We start from the raw sequence: 16095 nt of genomic DNA, 5'->3' as shown, positions 1-16095 counted from the left end.
GGCTGAAGCGGCAGGGCGATGGGACTTCCGGGTCGGTGTGTCCGCATAGGCTGGATCGTCTGCCTCTTCCTCTGAGGCACCTTCCCCCTGGAGCCCCCATTGTCTGCAACGACGGCCATCGACCGCGCCCGCTATCGCGACCACCCGTCGGTGCTCACGGCGCTGAAGAACCCGCGGATGCTGACGCGCGAGGTGCTCGCCGGGCTCGTCGTGGGGCTGGCGCTGATCCCGGAGGCGATCGCGTTCTCGGTGATCGCGGGGGTGGACCCGAAGGTGGGACTGTTCTCGTCGTTCATCATGGCGGTGTCGATCGCGTTCCTCGGCGGGCGCCCGGCGATGGTGACCGCGGCGACCGGCGCCGTGGCGCTCGTGATCGCTCCGGTCGCGCCGACGTACGGGCTGGACTACTTCATCGCGACGGTCATCCTCGCCGGGATCCTCCAGGTCGTGCTCGGAGTGCTCGGGGTCGCGAAGCTCATGCGGTTCATCCCCCGCAGCGTCATGGTCGGGTTCGTGAACGCGCTGGCGATCTTCGTGTTCAGCTCGCAGTTCCCGCAGCTGATCGACGTGCCGTGGCTCGTGTATCCGCTGGTGGCGCTCGGGATCGTCGTGATGCTGGTGATGCCGAAGCTCACGAAGGTCGTGCCGGCGCCGCTCGTGTCGGTGATCATCGTCACCGGGGTGGTGCTCGCGTTCGGCATCACGGTTCCCACGGTCGGCGATCAGGGCGAACTGCCGCGCAGCCTGCCGGAGCTCTTCATCCCGAACGTGCCGCTCACGTGGGAGACGTTCACGATCATCGCGCCGTTCGCCCTCGGGGTGGCGCTGGTCGGGCTGATGGAGTCGCTGCTCACCGCGAAGCTCGTCGACGAGATCACCGACACCCACTCGAACAAGACGCGCGAGTCGTGGGCGCAGGGCGTCGCGAATGTGCTGTCGGGGATCTTCGGTGGCATGGGCGGCTGCGCCGTGATCGGTCAGACCATGATCAATGTGAAGGCCTCGGGCGCCAGGACCCGCATCTCCACGTTCTGCGCCGGGGTGTTCCTGTTCCTGCTGGTCGTGGTGTTCGGCGACTTCGTCGGGACCATTCCGATGGCGGCGCTCGTGGCCGTGATGATCATGGTGGCGATCGGGGCGTTCGACTGGCACTCGATCAAGCCGTCGACGCTGAAGCGGATGCCGAAGAGCGAGACGTTCGTGATGCTCGCCACGGTCGTGCTCGTGCTGATCACGCACAACCTGGCGGTGGGTGTTGTGGGCGGCGTGCTGGTCGCGTCCGTGCTGTTCGTCCGGCGGGTGGCGCATTTCGTGACGGTGACGCGTTCGGTTGCGGGCGACATGGTGACGTATGTCGTGCAGGGGGAGCTGTTCTTCGCGTCGAGCAACGACCTCACGACGCTGTTCTCCTACACGGACGACCCATCCCGCGTTGTTGTTGATCTGTCGGGATCGCACGTGTGGGATGCGTCGACCGTTGCCGCGTTGGACGCGATCGAGACGAAGTACGCCGCGTTGGGGAAGACGGTGGAGATCGTCGGAATGAATGACTCGAGCGGGACGATGCACGGGCGGTTGACGGGCGGGTTCGAGTAGAGGCCCCGCTCAATACCGGGAGGTAGGCGGGGCACTCGCATCGCGTTGCTCCTTCGCATCATGTACGGCCAGATCGCCTCCGGCGCTGTACAACGGGAGCCGATAGCCCTGCCGTTGATACGTCAGAATCAACTGCTCTTCCCGCGCGCACGACTCCCCGAAATATCGGTACTGTTCGGAATGAAATCCGAGCGTAAGGACGGCAATGATGCCCGAGACAACACCGCAAGGCTGGTACCCCGATCCCCACCAGCCCGAGCAGCAGCGCTGGTGGAACGGCACGGAGTGGACGACGCATACTGCCCCACTCAACCTCGCCCCTGCTGCGGCATCTCCCACCGCACCAGGCGAAACGAAGTCGTCGGGTCTGAAGATCGTCATCATCACGGCGGCCGTCGTCTTGGCTGTGGCGCTGCTCACGCGGAGTCTCGGCGTGATCTTGATGCTCGCAGGAGTCGTTCTGTTCTTCGTGGCGGTTTACGCAATCGCACGAGGGTCAGCCAGGTTCTTCCGTGTTCGCTCCCGCGGGGCCGGCTGGGCCGCGCTAGGCATCGCTTTCGTGCTGATGTTCGTCGGCACGGGAGCCAACGCCGCCCTCGGAGGCCCTGGATCCAATTCGACGAACGCAGATTCGACAAGCTCGGCTGCTAAGCCACTCGCCTCGTCCGCAACGGACGAGCCCACGCCCTCGGCGGTGCCCACAACCTTCGAAGAGGTCGATGTGTCGACTGTGATCCCGTTCGATCGCGCGACGGTCAATGACCCGCAGATCGATGTCGGCCAGACGGTCGTCACAACGGCAGGAGTTGCGGGAACGAAAGTCACCACTTTTCGCGTGAAGTACATCGACGGTGCAGAGGTCTCGCGCGAAGTCGTGAGCGAGACCATCACCGTGGCTCCCGTTTCGGAGATCACCTCGATCGGTACCCGTCAACCGGCACCTGCACCCGTGCCCCTGGTGCAGCCGGCCGCAGACTGCCACTCCAGCTACGCAGGCGTGTGCGTGCCGATCGCCTCAGACGTGGACTGCGACGGCGGGGGCGGAAACGGTCCCGCCTATGTCCGAGGACCGCTGCAGGTTGTCGGGCCCGATGTGTACGAACTCGACCGCGACGGCGATGGGATCGCCTGCGACTGAGTCGGCGTTGAGGAGGCTCGGCCCTTCGCTGCTCGCGCCGTCCCTCACGGCCGCCAGTTCGGGACGACTCATCGGTGATCATGGCGCGGAGGCGGCGAACCGCTCGTTCGCGCCCAGTCGCCCGAGTCCCTAACTGCTAGCGTCGCTCCCATGCCGAGCCAGGAGACCCTTGCCGCCCTTCGCGCCTTCGTCGCCGAGCGAGATTGGGATCAGTTCCACTCTCCGGAGAACCTGGCGAAGAGCATCTCGATCGAAGCGGGCGAGCTTCTCGAGTGCTTCCAGTGGTCTGCGGACTTCGACCGGGAGCAGGTGGAGGCCGAACTGGCAGACGTCATCACGTACTGCATCCACCTTGCGAACAAGCTTGGTGCCGACCTTGATGACATCGTCATGAAGAAGCTGGAGTCGACGAAGGCGAAGTACCCCGTGGAACTCGCGAAAGGGCGCATGACGAAGTACACCCAGCTGTCCGAGGCGCCCGAGTGACAGAGTTCAACATCCAGCGGCTCCCATTTCAACGCGACGCCGTCGATGCGTGGGCCCGTGACGACACCCGGCACACCAATTGGCCCGTCGTCTATGTGATCGAGGGGAGCACTCAGCGCACGTCGCCCGGGCTCTATGTCGGAGAAACGGTGAACGCCGCGAGCCGGATGCGACAGCACCTCGCGGGATCAAAGCGGCACGAGGCTCTCGAGTCGATCCGGGTCGTCGTTGACCACACCTTCAACAAGTCCGTGTGCCTCGACCTCGAGTCGCACCTTATTCGGTGGTTCTCCGGTGACGGCCGATATCGCATCCTCAACGGCAACGACGGCCTCACGGACGCGCAATACTACGATCGCGACCTCTACCGTGAGTCCTTCCGGGACGTGTTCGAGGCTCTCCGCGCCGAGGGGCTTTTCTCCCGAAGCATCCCGCAGATCGAGAACTCCGATCTCTTCAAGCTGTCGCCCTTTAAGGCCCTCACGGACGACCAGGGCGTCGCGATCATGGACATTCTCGAAGGCCTACTCGACGATCTTCACGATCCCTCCGCCCGGTCGACGCTCGTCGTTCAGGGCAACCCGGGAACGGGCAAGACGATCATCGCGATCTTCCTCATGAAGCTGCTCGCCGACATCCGCGACTACCAGGATCACGACGGCGTCGAGCCGGACTCGATGTTCTCCGAGTTCTTTGTTCCGGAAAATCGTGAGCTACTCAAGAGCCTTCGCATGGCTCTTGTGATTCCTCAGCAGTCGCTCAGGGAGTCCGTGAAGAAGGTGTTCAAGAAGACGCCGAAGCTCAACGCGGGAATGGTGATGTCACCGTTCCAACTGGGCGAATCGGATGACGAGTTCGACCTCGTACTCGTCGACGAGACTCATCGGTTGGGCCAGCGCGCGAACCAAGCATCGGGCGTGCAGAACAAGAAGTTCCGAGACATCAATGCAGCTCTGTTCGGCGAAGACGACCCCACTTACACACAGCTCGACTGGATCAAAGCTCGAAGCAGACATCAACTCCTGCTGGTGGATGGCGAACAAAGCGTGCGGCCGCATGATCTCGCGCCATCTGCACTCGATGCCGAGGTGAGAGCGGCGAAGGACGCGCACCGCTTTTTCCGTCTGACCACCCAGATGCGCGTACGGGCGGGAGCCGATTACGTCGAGTTCATCCGCGCGCTGCTGCGGGAGGAAGCGCCAGTGCTCCCCGACCTCGGCGAGTATGAACTCCGCCTCTTCGATGACCTCGGCGAGATGCGCGAAGCGATCCGATATAAGGACGCCGAAGTCGGTCTTTCGCGACTCGTCGCAGGCTACGCGTGGGAGTGGGTGTCCAAGAAGAACCCCGACGAGTTCGACATAGAGCTCGACGGCGAGCGCCTGCGGTGGAACGGAACAGATAAGGACTGGATCAATTCACCGGGAGCGCTCGAGGAGGTCGGGTCGATCCACACCGTCCAGGGATACGACCTCAACTACGCGGGCGTCATCATCGGGCCGGACCTCCGCGTAGACGCCACAACCGGCCGGATCGTTGCGGACCGCGAGAGTTATCGCGACAAGAAAGGCAAGGAGAACACCGGCCATCTCAGGAACTCGTTCGGCGACGACGACCTGCTGACCTTCATCCGCAACATCTATGGGGTGCTGCTCACGCGGGGGATGCGCGGGACGTACGTATATGTGTGTGACCCCGCGCTTCGCAAGCGCCTCGCCGCTGCATTCAGGAGCTAGCCCCGAACCGCTCCCCCGAGCTCACCTGCTGCGCCACCCGCCGTAGCGCCAACAGGAGCGGCTCCACCAGCACCGACCCCAACACCACGTACCGCACGGCCGCCTCCGCGGACTCCCCCGGCACCCCCGCGATCTCGGCATCCGCGATGCGTCGCGTCGACCGCAGGTATTCACGCATCACGGCCTTCGGCACGACGAAGCCCGCGCGCTCCAAGCCGCCCAAGGCCCGGGCGACCGCGTGCAGCACCGCCTCGTCGCACATCCCCGGCTTCCACCCGAGCCCCTCGACCAGGGCTTCAGCCTCCGCCAGATCGACAGACTCCTCCACCGGCGGAGTGATCGCGGCGTGGGCGGTCCCGAGCAGCGCGTTCGGACTGGCAGGCGGATCATCCAGCGCCCCGAGCACCCGGCGCGTCTCGGCGATGCTCACGCCGGCGTCGAGCAGCGCCCGGATCACCCGCAGCCGTTCGACGTGCTTCTCGCCGTACGTGGCCTGGGTCGGCGACGACCGCTCGCCCTCGGGGAGCAGCCCCTCGCGCAGGTAGTACTTGATCGTCGGCACGGTCACGCCGGTCTGCGCCGACAGTTCAGAAATCCTCATGGCCACCCCTTGACATCGATAGTAGCGCTATCCAGTATGGATAGTGACGCTATCCAATCGAAGGAGACACCATGTCCCAGGTCGTCACGGGTCGCATGACCCACCACCACGACGGCGAGCTCGTCGTGTTCCACATCGGCATGCAGATCAACCGCTGGTGGCGGCCCGACCTGTGGCTGCCTGCGTTCGTCGCGATGCCCCGGATGCTCCGCGAGCTCAGCACCGACCCCGACTCCGGCCTGCTCGGCTACCAGCTGCTCCTCGGCTCGGGCGGCCCCTACGTCGTGCAGTTCTGGTCGTCGGTCGAGAAGCTCTACGCCTACGCCTCGAACCCGAACCAGGAGCACCGCCCCGCGTGGACCGCCTTCAACCGCGCCGCCCGCAAGGCGCCCGGCGCGGTCGGGGTGTGGCACGAGACGTTCCTCGTCGACACCGCCGAGAGCGTCTACGTCTCCACCAAGCGCATGGGACTCGCCGCCGCCACGCAGCACGTCGAAGTGCCCCGCCGCCACGACCGCGCCCAGGCGCGCTTCACCGACGGACGGACGGAGGCGACGAAGCCGCTAGCCTCACCACATGCCCCATGAGCTGCCCCGCGTCTGGGTGTTCGACGTCGACGGAACCCTCGCCCTCCTCGGCGACCGCTCGCCCTACGACATGCGCAACGTCGCGATCGACACACCCCATCGTCCGGTCGTGATGGCTGCGCAGGCACTCGCGGCGCACCCCGAAGTCGACGCGCTCATCGTCGTGTCGGGGCGCGACGAGAGCGCCCGGCGCGCGACCGAATCGTGGCTCACCTTCAACGGCATCCCCTTCGACCGCCTGCTGCTGCGCCGGAAGGGCGACCAGCGCGCCGACAACATCGTCAAGGGCGAGATCCACGACACCGCCATCGCGCCGTACTTCTCCGTCATCGGCGTGGTGGACGACCGCCGCAGTGTCGTCGAGATGTGGCGCTCGCGCGGCCTGGTCTGCTTCCAGGTCGCCGATGGTGACTTCTGACCACATCCGTCCCTGCATATCGCCGCGCCTCCGTCGTTCGGGGTAGCGTGCCACTGGTCCCCTCGGCAGACAGGTGCTCCACCCGGCGCCGCCCCCGGCCGCGGACGACCCCGCGCGTGCACCCGCGCGCGGCACAGGACCTCGCGCAGCACCCTGTGCGAGCCCGACCGGAAGGCGATGATGCCCGACACCTCGAAGACCCCGTCCCACTCGGTCTGGCGGCGCAAGCCCGTCAGCGACATGACGGAGGAGGCCGCGCGCAGCGGCCTGCACAAGTCCCTCGGCCTGTGGCAGCTCACGGCGATCGGCGTCGGCGGCATCATCGGCGTCGGGATCTTCTCGCTCGCCGGACTCGTCGCACACGGCGACGCCGCCAACCCGGGTGTGGGACCGGCCGTGCTCATCTCGTTCCTCATCGCCGGGCTCGCGTCCGCGGCCGCCGCCCTCTCCTACGCCGAGTTCGCCGGCATGATCCCGCGCGCCGGCTCCGCCTACAGTTACGGCTACGTCGCGCTCGGCGAAGTCGTCGGCTGGTTCATCGGCTGGGACCTCCTGCTCGAATACGTCGCCATCGTCGCGGTGGTCGCCATCGGCATCTCCGGCTACCTCGACGCGTTCCTCTCCGGGTTCGGCATCCACCTGCCGCTCTCCGTCACCGAGACCGCCGACGTGCCGGGCGGCGCCGTCAACGTGCCCGCGATCGTCATCTGCCTGCTCGTGACGTTCCTCCTGAGCCGCGGCACCCAGACGTTCGGACGCTTCGAGCTCGTCGCCGTCGCCATCAAGATCGCCCTGATCCTCGGCATCGTCGGCCTCGGCATCTTCTACATCAACACCGAGAACTACGACCCCTTCATGCCCAGCGGCTTCGGCCCCGTCTTCACCGGCGCCGCCACCGTGTTCTTCGCCGTCTTCGGCTACGACGCCATGAGCACCGCCGCCGAAGAGGCCAAGGACGGCCGCAAGCACATGCCGAAGGCGATCATCCTGTCGCTCATCATCGCGATGCTGCTGTACGTCGCCGCGACCCTCGTGCTCACCGGCATGCAGAACTACACCGAGATCGACCCCAAGGCCGGCTTCGCCTCCGCGTTCACGGGCGTGGGCCTGCCCGTCGTGGCCGCCATCATCTCCGTGTTCGCGGTGCTGTCGATCCTCACCGTCATGCTCACCTTCCTCCTCGGCGCGACCCGCGTCTGGTTCTCGATGAGCCGCGACGGACTTCTCCCCGGCTGGTTCAGCAAGGTCGACCGTCGGGGCGTGCCGCAGCGCGTCACCTGGATCGCCGGCATCGCCTCCGCCTTCTTCGCCGGCGTCTTCCCCATCCGCGCGGTCGCCGACCTGACGAACATCGGCATCCTCGCCGCGTTCGTCGTGGTGTGCGTCGCGGTGATCGTGTTCCGCTACACGAAGCCCGACGCCCCGCGCACGTTCCGCCTGCCCTTCATGCCGGTGGTCCCGATCATCGGCGTCGGCTTCTCCCTGTTCCTCATCTCCCAGCTGCACTGGGAGACCTGGCTGCGCTTCGCCGTCTGGCTCGTGATCGGCCTGATCATCTACTTCCTCTACGGCCGCCGCCACTCCCTCATGAACCCCGACAGCCCCCGGCACCGCGCGGAGAAGAAGTCGTGAGCGGGAGCCCGCCCCGCGGAACCGCCCGGGAGCGGGGAACGGTCGTCGCGCTGGTGCTGCTCGGCACGGCGCTTCCGACGGTCGCGACCCTCCCGCTGTTCCACGACGTCGCGTGGGTCCTCTGGCTCGCTGCTCTGATACTTCTCGGAGTCGCGTTGGCTGTGGTGGGAAAGGTGCTCCGCAGACGCGGCTAGCCCGAAGCGATCACTCGTTCGTCTCCGAACCGCGGCCGCTATTCCGTCCCGGACGCGGATCCCATCCTGATCGCCGAGTTCAGGTACAACCCCGCCACGAGAACCAGCACGACACCTCCCACGAAGACGAGTGGCGGATTCGGGAACTGCCCCGCAGCGATCGACGCGCACACTCCCTGCGCGAAGAAGAACAGAGCAAGCGCGATGCTCATGCGGCGGGCGTACGTCATCCTCCACCACGGCCTCCTGGCGTCCGACTCTGCCGGCCCGCGAAACGTTCGCGCCGACACGATCGCCGCGGAAACGAGCGCCACGACGGCCCAGATGACGCCGAGCTCGAAGCTGACGGCGCTCAGAGGGACAAGGACAAGCGGAATTCCGATCACGACAACGAGGACATATCCGACCTGCCCCGAGGGCTCCTTGATGCGCATTGCTGTCTCCCTTCCCCCGACCGCGGTGAAGGGCGTGCTCGCGAAATCTGACGCGACGCATCCCCGCACAGCCCCCGCGATCGATTCGTCATGAACGCTGGCACAGGGATCGATGCGGAGTCCAGAAAGGTGCACACCCTCCGGCCGTTGTATATCGGTGGTGGAGGCTCAGCCCTGGGCGATCCCGCGGAGGAGCAGGAGCACCGTCTCCTCCACGCGCTCGGCGCTCAGGGGCTGACCGATCAGCGCGGCGTACGAGGCCATCGCGATGAACTGATCCGCGATCGCGGCGGCGTCCACGTCTGCCCGCACATCACCGGCCGCACGACCGCGCGCGATGCGGTCGCCGACCCACTCCCGGATCGGCGCCGCGAGCTTCTCGTTCAACACCAGCCCGAGCTCGGGGTCGGCCGCGGTGACCTCGATCAGCGCCCGCGCGAGCGCCACCCCCTGCGGCCGGGCGAGCCCCGCGGACACCGCCGTGAACCAGGCCCGCAGATCCGCGCCGAGGTCGTCGGCCATCGGTACCGCCACATCCGACCCGGGCAGGGTGCCCTCGAGCAGCGCCTCGCCGAGGATCGCGGCCTTCGTCTTCCACCACCGGTAGATGGTCTGCTTCGACACCCCGGCCGCCTCCGCCAGACCCTCGATCGTCACGGCCTCGTAGCCGTCCTCGGCGAGCGCGCGACGCATCGCGTCCAGCACGGACTGGCGGGCTTTCTCGCTGCGAGGACGGGGCACCCATCGAGCGTACAGAGGCGTACACTGGAACATAAGTAGACGCACCGTTGCGAAACCCGAGCAAGGAGAAAGAGCATGGCCCTCACCGCACACTCCACCATCGGCGACTGGATGAACGACCCGACCGGCGGCCCGCTCATCCGGGGACTCTTCGAGCAGACGGGCGCCGACCCCGGGCTTCTCACCCCCGTGCTCGGCCTGCCCCTGCAGCAGCTCGTCGCCATGAGCCAGGGCCAGCTCCCGCAGTCGGTCGTCGACGACCTGGTGCGCGCCGCCAACAACGGCGAGATCCCCGAAGACGACGCCTCCGAGGGGTGGACCGAGAAGGTCACCGCGGGCCGCTTCGCCGGCAAGACCGTGATCGTCACGGGCGCCGCCTCCGGCATCGGCAGGGCCACCGCCTCCCGCATCGCCCGCGAGGGCGGCCGTGTGATCGCGAGCGACATCGCCGCCGAGAAGCTCGACGCCCTCACGGCCGAGCTCCCGGAGGCCGACATCGTCACGGTCGCGGGCGACCTCACGAAGCAGGAGGCCATCGACGCCGTCCTCGCCGCCGCGGGCGACCGCATCGACGGCCTCGCCAACGTCGCCGGCATCAACGACGACTTCTCCCCCGCGGGCGAGACCCCCGACGCCGTCTGGGACCGCGTCATCGCGATCAACCTCACCGCCCCGTTCAAGCTCATGCGCGCGGTCATCCCCGTGATGGAGAAGGCCGGACACGGCGCGATCCTCAACGTGTCGAGCGAGGCCGGACTGCGCGGCAACGCCTCGGGCAACGCCTACACGGCCAGCAAGCACGGCATCATCGGCGTCACCAAGTCGGCAGCCTTCATGTACGGGCCGAAGGGCATCCGCGTGAACTCCGTCGCCCCCGGCGGTGTCGCCACCGGCATCCCGATGCCCCCGCACATGTCGGAGTACGGTTCCGGGCGCCTCGCCCCGTTCCAGCAGGCCATCCCCACCGTCGCGACCGCCGAGCACCTGGCCGCGTCGATCACGTTCCTGCTGTCGGACGACGCCGTGAACATCAACGGCGCCATCCTCGCCTCGGACGGCGGCTGGTCCGTCCAGTAACGCGACTCCCTGAGACCGACGCCCCCGCCGACCCGAACGGCGGGGGCGTTACTCGCGTGCGGGCGAGGGTCTGATGCGGCGGGTGAGAGCGGCCTGCGCCCGGGTCGAGGTGCACTGTCGTTACGATGCCCGGATGACGTACCTCGACCTGTGTGAGCGCTTCATCGAGCAGGAGTTCCCGGCGGCGGAGATCGCGGTGATCGGCGGCAGCACGGCCCGCGGCGACCGGACGGCCTCCAGCGACATCGACCTCCTCGTGATCGGCGACGCGCTGTTTCCGAACGGCGGGACGAGCCTGGCCGCGACCTACCGCTTCGAGGGAGAGATCTTCGAGGTGTTCGCGTACACGCACGACGGCTACCGGGAATGGGCGCGCGGCGGGATCGATCAGCACCGGCCCGTCATCGTCCACATGCTCGTCGAAGGCGAAGAGGTGCGCGGCGGCCAGGCCCTCACCGCCCTCCGCGAGGAGTGGGGCGCGCGACTCGCGGACGGCCCGACCGTGGACGAGCATGAACTCGCGCTGCGGCGCTACATGATCACCGACCTGCTCGACGATCTGCGCGACGCCACCGACGAGCTGGAGCGGAACGTCATCGCCTGGACGCTGTTCTCCCGGGTCGCGGAGCTCGTGCTGCTCACCGAACGGCACTGGATCGGAACGGGCAAGTACCTCCCGCGGCGGCTCCGCGACCTGGACCCCGCCCGCGCGGAGCGCCTCGCCGCACCCCTGCTCCACGGCGACCTCACCGCGTTCGCGGCACGCGCGGACGAGGAGCTCGCCCGTGCCGGCGGCCGCGTGCAGGACGGCTTCGTGCGCTGACCGCTACACCACGCCCACGAGCTCGTCCCGCACCCAGGACCGCAGGGTCGTGGGGGTCGTGGACACGAGCGAGCGCGGTTGCTCCGGGGTGAAGTCGTCGCGCAGCCCGGTGGACATGCCCAACACGGCCTCCGCCATCGCCTCCGGCATGCCCGCAGCCTTCAGGCCCTGACGCAGGTCGTCGTCGGCGATGCGCTCCACCGTGACCTCGCGGCCGAGCTCGTGCGTGAGGATGCCGGCGACCTGCGCCCAGCTCAGATCCTCCGGCCCGTGCACCGCCTGCACCCGCCGCCCGCTCCACTCGCGGTTGAGCAGGGTGAGCGCGGCGACCTCGGCGATGTCGCGCGGCGCCACCCACGGCATCGTCGAATCGAGCGGCAGCACCGTCGACAGCCGCCCGGCCCGCAGCGACTCCGCGTCGAGCAGCAGGTTGCTGAAGAAGTAGCCGCAGCGCAGATGGGTCACAGCGATGCCCAGAGCGTCGAGCGCCACCTCGGTCGCGGCGAGCCCATCGATCTCGCCCGCGCCGTGACGCCTCTCGGCACCGACGCTGCTCTGGAACACCACCCGCCCGATGCCGTTCCGCGCGACCGCGCCCACCAGGGCGTCCGTCGCCCGCGCGTAGTCGGCGAGCGGATCCTCCGACATCACCGACGGATCCACCCAGTACAGGGCGTCCACGCCCCGGGTCGCGGCGCTCACCTCCTCCGCGTTCTGCGAGTCGGCGCGGGCGATCTCGACGTGCGGCCGCAGCTCCGCCGCGATGCGATCGGGGGTGCGCGTGAGCAGGAGCGGACGGACGCCGGCGCGCACCAGCATCCGCGTCAGGTGCCGGCCGACATGGCCGTTCGGGGTCGTGACAGCGATGCGCATGAGGGATCCTCTCGTTCGATGTCCGCCCACGTTAGAACCAGATACGGCCTGATCCTGGCCGTATCTCGCGGGATCATGGAGGCGTGGACACTCCGTCGAACCGCACGCTCCGTCTCCTGTCCCTCCTGCAGACCGGCGGCGAGTGGAGCGTGCCCGAGCTCGCCGCACGCCTGGAGGTGAGTGCCCGGACCGTCCGCCGCGATGCGCAACGCCTTCGCGACCTCGGCTACGACGTGCACTCCCGACCCGGACCCGGCGCCGCCTACCGCCTGCGCCCCGGCACCCGCATCCCTCCGCTGCTGCTCGACGCGGACGAGGTCACCACGATCATCACGGCTCTGCTCGTGCTCGAGACCGGAGACCCCGCCGACCCCGCGCCCGCGGTCGCCCGCGCCAAACTCGAACAGACCCTGCCGCCCGCGCTGCGCCGCCGAGCCGCCGCCACCGCCCTGTCGGCGCAGATCCTCCAGCCGGAGACGGCCGCCGTGGACTGGGCACTCGTCGGCACCCTCGCCGACGCGGTCGCCCAGGGCTCGCGCCTCACCTTCGACTACACCGACCAGCACGGCACCGCCTCCGCGCGGACCATCGAGCCGCACCGCCACGTGCGGCGGACGTCGCGGTGGTACGTCGTGGCATTCGACCTCGATCGCGACGACTGGCGGCTGTTCCGCCTCGACCGGATGCGGCACGCGCGGATCCTTCCGGGCACGCACACCCGGCGCGACTTCCCCTTCGCGTCGGTGGAGGCGTGGCTCACGAGCGACTTCGGGCGGACGGACGCGGCGGCGCCGGGATCCGCAGGAGTGATGTGAGATGTGGTGAGCCGCGGTGCTCGGGCTGCGGGTGCGGGGTGCGGGCTACGGGTGCGGGTGCGGGGTGAGAAGGCGGAGTCTCGCGCGCAGACGCGCACGCCGCCCGGGTCCGCGGAGCGCCCCCGCATCGGTCCGCAAGGCCCTGTCCCCCCTCCCGAGCCGCCCGTACACTCCCGGGCATGCTGAAGATCGTGTCGATCGTGATCCGCGTGAACGACCTCCCGGCCCAGGCCGCGTTCTGGAAGGCCGCCCTCGACTATGTGGAGCGCGACCCCGCCGAGGACGACTGGCTCGTGCTGAAACCGCGCGACGCTGAGACGCCGTGCATCGCGCTCGACGCCCACCACTCCGAGCGGGTGCTGCCGCCGCGCATCCACCTCGACATCTACGCCGAAGACCAGGCCGCCGAGGTCCGGCGACTGGCCGAACTCGGGGCGCGCGAGGTGCACTGGGACGGCAGACCCGACGACGCGGACTACATCATCATGGAAGACCCCGAGGGCAACCGCTTCTGCATCGTCGACCGTCCGGACTGGCGCGGCTGGGAGTCCTGAGCCGGCCCGGATGCGGGCCGTGCGGGGTGGAAAACACACCGGAAGCCGCCCGGAGAGGAGCGATTCCGACCCCGCACGCCAACCGAGCCGCGGTCGCCCCCGTGCGGGGTGGGAAACGCACCGGAAGCCGCCCGGGGAGGAGCGGTTTCGACCCCGCACGCCACCGGGCGCGGGGTCACACCCCGGCGCCGCGGGCGCGAGCCGCCCGGACGAGGGCGGCGTTGCCGGGGGCATCGGTGCCGTCGGGAAGCAGCAGCACGTCCTCCAGGCCGATCCGCGTGTCGAGGCCGAGCTCCACGGCGAGGTCGAGCGCGGCCCAGGCCGACCGCTCCTCCCCGTGCAGCAGGATCGGCAGGTCGGGCTCCTCCTTGGCCACGTGCGCGACCAGGCCCTCCGCATGCGCGCGCACCACCTCGGCGGCCTCGTCGGGAAGCTCGACGAGCACCCGCACACAGTCCCCGCGCACCGGCGAGTGCCGCCACACCTCCAGGCCCGCCGCGTCCCAGATCCCCGCCTCCACGCCGATCCCGCGACGCCGCAGCAGGGCGGCCACCTCATCGGCCCCCGCCTCGTGCCAGTTCACCGAGGCGTAGTCGGGCAGCTCGGTCCACGACTCGATCGCGGCGAGCCGTCGCGACACGTCGGGCTCCGCCCATGCACCGGTCGTCACGCCCACGGGCACACCGGGGCATGCCGCGCGGACGGCCCCGAGCCACCGCTGCACGTCCCGCGAGTCGAGCGAATCGCGGCCCGACGCATCCTTCGGGTGCACGTGCACCTCCGCCGCACCGGCCTCGAGCGCCGCCGCGGCGTCTTGCGCGACCACCGTCTCGTCGGCGCTCAGCCAGGGATGCGACGCCACCTCGCGCGCGCCGTTCGCGCACACCTGCAGCAGCATCGGCGCGGTCACCACATCAGGTCGCGCGGGTGCGCCTCGTTCGGAGCGACATCCTCGGACGGCCCTTCCTCGGTGCGCACGAAGTGCTGCACCTGTCGCGCGACCGCCGCCCCGCGACCGACCTTCACCGCCTCGTCCATCGACTCGAAGCTGCTCCCGAGCGTGTGCGACTCGCCCTGGATGCGGTTGAACCAGATCCCGTTGCGCGAGAAGGTCTCGATGTCACCTGCGGCCATGCCCCTGCCTTTCGTCGTCCTTCCTTTCTACGTGGGGCGACCGACAGCGAAGAGGGCCTTGACACCGTGTTTCCGCCCACGGCGCCGGCCGCATCCGCGCACAACTCCTCCGATCCACGGCGGACCTCGCGCACCCTGACCGCCGCCCCGCGGCTTCGCTGATAACGTTCCCTTCAGATCGCGGACACCACGGCTCGGAGGCAGGAATGAGCGAGAGGGCGCACCGGCCGACCGTGAAGGAGGTCGCCCAGCGCGCGGGCGTCAGCCCCATGACGGTGTCACGCACGCTGTCCGGCGGCGTGAACGTGAAGCCCGAGGTGCAGCAGCGGGTGCTCGCCGCGGTCGCCGAGCTCGGGTATCACCGCAACGAGAACGCCCGCAGCATCCGCCCGGGTCACAGCAGCGGACTCATCGGCGTCGCGATCACCAACATCGCCAACCCGTACTACAGCACCTTCGCACTCGGCGTGGAGGAGGAGGCCGCTCTCACCGGCCGCCGCATCCTGCTCGGCAACACCTCGGAGGACGCCGCCCGCGAGGCCGAGCTCGTCGGCGACTTCCTCGGGCGTCGCGTCGACGGACTCATCGTGGTGCCCGCGAGCACCACCTCCACGCACCTCGCCCACTCGCAGAACCAGGGCGTGCCGGTGGTGCTGGCCTCGCGCCGCATCGACGGGCTCGCGGCCGACAGCGTGGTGCTCGCCGACGAAGACGGCGCGTTCCGCGGCACGACGGCCCTGATCGACGGCGGTCACACCCGCATCGGTTATCTCGGCAACGCCCTGTCGATCTTCACCGGCGAGCGCCGCCATGCCGGGTTCGTGCGGGCGATGGAGACGCGCGGCCTCCGGGTCGACCCGCACCTGGTCGCCACGAACCAGCAGACCGTCGAGCAGGCGCGCGATGCCACCCGCGCGCTGCTGCGGGCCAAGAACCCGCCGACGGCGATCTTCTGCGCCAACAACCGCAACGCGATCGGCGCGCTCAAGGAGATCAGCACACAGCTCGCCACGGGGCTTCGTGCTTCGGCCGACTTCCCCGAGCTGCTGAGCTTCGACGACTTCGAGCTCGCCGAGCTGTCGCCCGTGCCCATCAGCGTGATCGACCACGACCCGCGAGAGCTCGGTCGCACGGCCGCCCGCCTGCTGCTCGACCGTCTCGACGGCGGCGATCGCGAGGCGCCCGCCCGCGAGGTCGAGCTGCCGGTGTCGCTCCGCGGCGTGCGCTGAACCACCCCTCGCCGCGGATGTTGACAC

Annotated in this window: 19 protein-coding genes; 13 read left to right on the top strand and 6 right to left on the bottom strand. The window is 68.8% G+C overall.

The features are described 5' to 3' along the window. The first annotated feature begins 99 nt into the window (after positions 1-99). From ACWH95_RS06575 to ACWH95_RS06560, 4 genes are all read left to right on the top strand, one after another. Positions 100-1596 carry a SulP family inorganic anion transporter gene (locus ACWH95_RS06575; RefSeq protein ID WP_454120407.1) on the top strand — a complete coding sequence of 499 codons (1497 nt, stop codon included), beginning with the start codon at positions 100-102 and terminating at the stop codon, positions 1594-1596. A gap of 205 nt (positions 1597-1801) precedes the next feature. Then, the gene (locus ACWH95_RS06570; RefSeq protein WP_136034462.1) at positions 1802-2734 is read left to right on the top strand and encodes a G5 domain-containing protein; all 933 of its coding nucleotides are present in this window, start codon (positions 1802-1804) and stop codon (positions 2732-2734) included. Between the two features lie 150 nt (positions 2735-2884). Continuing rightward, a complete protein-coding gene (locus ACWH95_RS06565; RefSeq protein WP_378822339.1) occupies positions 2885-3220 on the top strand; it encodes a nucleotide pyrophosphohydrolase in 336 nt (111 codons plus the stop codon). After that, a complete protein-coding gene (locus ACWH95_RS06560) occupies positions 3217-4956 on the top strand; it encodes a DNA/RNA helicase domain-containing protein (protein ID WP_454120406.1) in 1740 nt (579 codons plus the stop codon). The genes ACWH95_RS06565 and ACWH95_RS06560 overlap by 4 nt, the downstream gene beginning before the upstream one ends. Here the strand turns inward: ACWH95_RS06560 and ACWH95_RS06555 are convergent. Continuing rightward, a complete protein-coding gene (locus ACWH95_RS06555; RefSeq protein WP_378822337.1) occupies positions 4946-5557 on the bottom strand; it encodes a MerR family transcriptional regulator in 612 nt (203 codons plus the stop codon). The genes ACWH95_RS06560 and ACWH95_RS06555 overlap by 11 nt on opposite strands. 71 nt (positions 5558-5628) lie before the next feature. Between ACWH95_RS06555 and ACWH95_RS06550 the strand changes: the two genes are divergently transcribed. The 4 genes from ACWH95_RS06550 to ACWH95_RS06535 all read left to right on the top strand — a co-directional run bounded on the left by ACWH95_RS06550 (position 5629) and on the right by ACWH95_RS06535 (position 8388). Beyond that, on the top strand, positions 5629-6144 hold the full coding sequence (locus tag ACWH95_RS06550; RefSeq protein ID WP_378803199.1) for a DUF4188 domain-containing protein: 516 nt from the start codon (positions 5629-5631) through the stop codon (positions 6142-6144). Further along, positions 6134-6562, top strand: coding sequence for a phosphatase domain-containing protein (locus ACWH95_RS06545; protein ID WP_454120405.1), 429 nt, complete (start codon positions 6134-6136; stop codon positions 6560-6562). The genes ACWH95_RS06550 and ACWH95_RS06545 overlap by 11 nt, the downstream gene beginning before the upstream one ends. A 180-nt stretch (positions 6563-6742) precedes the next feature. Further along, positions 6743-8194: an amino acid permease gene (locus ACWH95_RS06540; RefSeq protein ID WP_136045476.1), complete on the top strand. Its 1452-nt coding sequence runs from the start codon at positions 6743-6745 to the stop codon at positions 8192-8194. After that, entirely contained in the window at positions 8191-8388 is a 198-nt protein-coding gene (locus ACWH95_RS06535) for a hypothetical protein (protein ID WP_378822334.1), read from the top strand. The genes ACWH95_RS06540 and ACWH95_RS06535 overlap by 4 nt, the downstream gene beginning before the upstream one ends. Before the next feature lie 38 nt (positions 8389-8426). Here the strand turns inward: ACWH95_RS06535 and ACWH95_RS06530 are convergent, their stop codons facing one another. After that, complete coding sequence (locus ACWH95_RS06530) at positions 8427-8822, bottom strand: hypothetical protein (RefSeq protein ID WP_454120404.1); 396 nt, start codon at positions 8820-8822, stop codon at positions 8427-8429. Positions 8823-8990: 168 nt separating this feature from the next. After that, positions 8991-9563, bottom strand: coding sequence for a TetR/AcrR family transcriptional regulator (locus tag ACWH95_RS06525; RefSeq protein WP_454120403.1), 573 nt, complete (start codon positions 9561-9563; stop codon positions 8991-8993). 75 nt (positions 9564-9638) lie between these two features. Between ACWH95_RS06525 and ACWH95_RS06520 the strand changes: the two genes are divergently transcribed. Both ACWH95_RS06520 and ACWH95_RS06515 read left to right on the top strand, forming a co-directional pair. Beyond that, on the top strand, positions 9639-10640 hold the full coding sequence (locus tag ACWH95_RS06520; RefSeq protein WP_454120402.1) for an SDR family NAD(P)-dependent oxidoreductase: 1002 nt from the start codon (positions 9639-9641) through the stop codon (positions 10638-10640). A 133-nt stretch (positions 10641-10773) separates the two neighbouring features. Continuing rightward, positions 10774-11463 (top strand): nucleotidyltransferase domain-containing protein, encoded by a 690-nt coding sequence (locus tag ACWH95_RS06515; RefSeq protein WP_454120401.1) that lies wholly within the window; start codon positions 10774-10776, stop codon positions 11461-11463. A gap of 3 nt (positions 11464-11466) precedes the next feature. Here ACWH95_RS06515 and ACWH95_RS06510 read toward each other — a convergent pair whose 3' ends face one another. Beyond that, on the bottom strand, positions 11467-12336 hold the full coding sequence (locus ACWH95_RS06510) for an NmrA family NAD(P)-binding protein (RefSeq protein ID WP_378803192.1): 870 nt from the start codon (positions 12334-12336) through the stop codon (positions 11467-11469). A gap of 83 nt (positions 12337-12419) precedes the next feature. Here ACWH95_RS06510 and ACWH95_RS06505 point away from each other — a divergent pair, with 83 nt between their 5' ends. Beyond that, complete coding sequence (locus ACWH95_RS06505) at positions 12420-13151, top strand: helix-turn-helix transcriptional regulator (protein ID WP_454120400.1); 732 nt, start codon at positions 12420-12422, stop codon at positions 13149-13151. A gap of 179 nt (positions 13152-13330) precedes the next feature. Further along, positions 13331-13705 (top strand): VOC family protein, encoded by a 375-nt coding sequence (locus ACWH95_RS06500; protein WP_136045473.1) that lies wholly within the window; start codon positions 13331-13333, stop codon positions 13703-13705. Positions 13706-13880: 175 nt separating this feature from the next. On the opposite strand, the gene ACWH95_RS06495 is transcribed toward ACWH95_RS06500, so the two are convergent. Both ACWH95_RS06495 and ACWH95_RS06490 read right to left on the bottom strand, forming a co-directional pair. After that, entirely contained in the window at positions 13881-14615 is a 735-nt protein-coding gene (locus ACWH95_RS06495) for a 3-keto-5-aminohexanoate cleavage protein (RefSeq protein WP_240744669.1), read from the bottom strand. Continuing rightward, a complete protein-coding gene (locus ACWH95_RS06490) occupies positions 14612-14839 on the bottom strand; it encodes a hypothetical protein (protein WP_136034486.1) in 228 nt (75 codons plus the stop codon). Before ACWH95_RS06490 ends, ACWH95_RS06495 begins: the two co-directional genes overlap by 4 nt. Before the next feature lie 206 nt (positions 14840-15045). Between ACWH95_RS06490 and ACWH95_RS06485 the strand changes: the two genes are divergently transcribed. Next, a complete protein-coding gene (locus ACWH95_RS06485; RefSeq protein WP_136034488.1) occupies positions 15046-16068 on the top strand; it encodes a LacI family DNA-binding transcriptional regulator in 1023 nt (340 codons plus the stop codon). Positions 16069-16095 lie beyond the last annotated feature (27 nt).

Source organism: Microbacterium sp. NPDC055502 (assembly GCF_053643635.1).
This window is presented reverse-complemented; position numbering and strand designations above follow the sequence as displayed.

Excerpts from the sequence above, each read along its gene's own strand:
- ACWH95_RS06510 (WP_378803192.1), bottom strand. The coding sequence starts at position 12,336 with ATGCGCATCGCTGTCACGACCCCGAACGGCCATGTCGGCCGGCACCTG.
- ACWH95_RS06520 (WP_454120402.1), top strand. The coding sequence starts at position 9,639 with ATGGCCCTCACCGCACACTCCACCATCGGCGACTGGATGAACGACCCG.
- ACWH95_RS06565 (WP_378822339.1), top strand. The coding sequence starts at position 2,885 with ATGCCGAGCCAGGAGACCCTTGCCGCCCTTCGCGCCTTCGTCGCCGAG.
- ACWH95_RS06485 (WP_136034488.1), top strand. The coding sequence starts at position 15,046 with ATGAGCGAGAGGGCGCACCGGCCGACCGTGAAGGAGGTCGCCCAGCGC.
- ACWH95_RS06545 (WP_454120405.1), top strand. The coding sequence starts at position 6,134 with ATGCCCCATGAGCTGCCCCGCGTCTGGGTGTTCGACGTCGACGGAACC.
- ACWH95_RS06500 (WP_136045473.1), top strand. The coding sequence starts at position 13,331 with ATGCTGAAGATCGTGTCGATCGTGATCCGCGTGAACGACCTCCCGGCC.
- ACWH95_RS06515 (WP_454120401.1), top strand. The coding sequence starts at position 10,774 with ATGACGTACCTCGACCTGTGTGAGCGCTTCATCGAGCAGGAGTTCCCG.
- ACWH95_RS06530 (WP_454120404.1), bottom strand. The coding sequence starts at position 8,822 with ATGCGCATCAAGGAGCCCTCGGGGCAGGTCGGATATGTCCTCGTTGTC.
- ACWH95_RS06570 (WP_136034462.1), top strand. The coding sequence starts at position 1,802 with ATGATGCCCGAGACAACACCGCAAGGCTGGTACCCCGATCCCCACCAG.
- ACWH95_RS06550 (WP_378803199.1), top strand. The coding sequence starts at position 5,629 with ATGTCCCAGGTCGTCACGGGTCGCATGACCCACCACCACGACGGCGAG.
- ACWH95_RS06555 (WP_378822337.1), bottom strand. The coding sequence starts at position 5,557 with ATGAGGATTTCTGAACTGTCGGCGCAGACCGGCGTGACCGTGCCGACG.
- ACWH95_RS06490 (WP_136034486.1), bottom strand. The coding sequence starts at position 14,839 with ATGGCCGCAGGTGACATCGAGACCTTCTCGCGCAACGGGATCTGGTTC.
- ACWH95_RS06540 (WP_136045476.1), top strand. The coding sequence starts at position 6,743 with ATGCCCGACACCTCGAAGACCCCGTCCCACTCGGTCTGGCGGCGCAAG.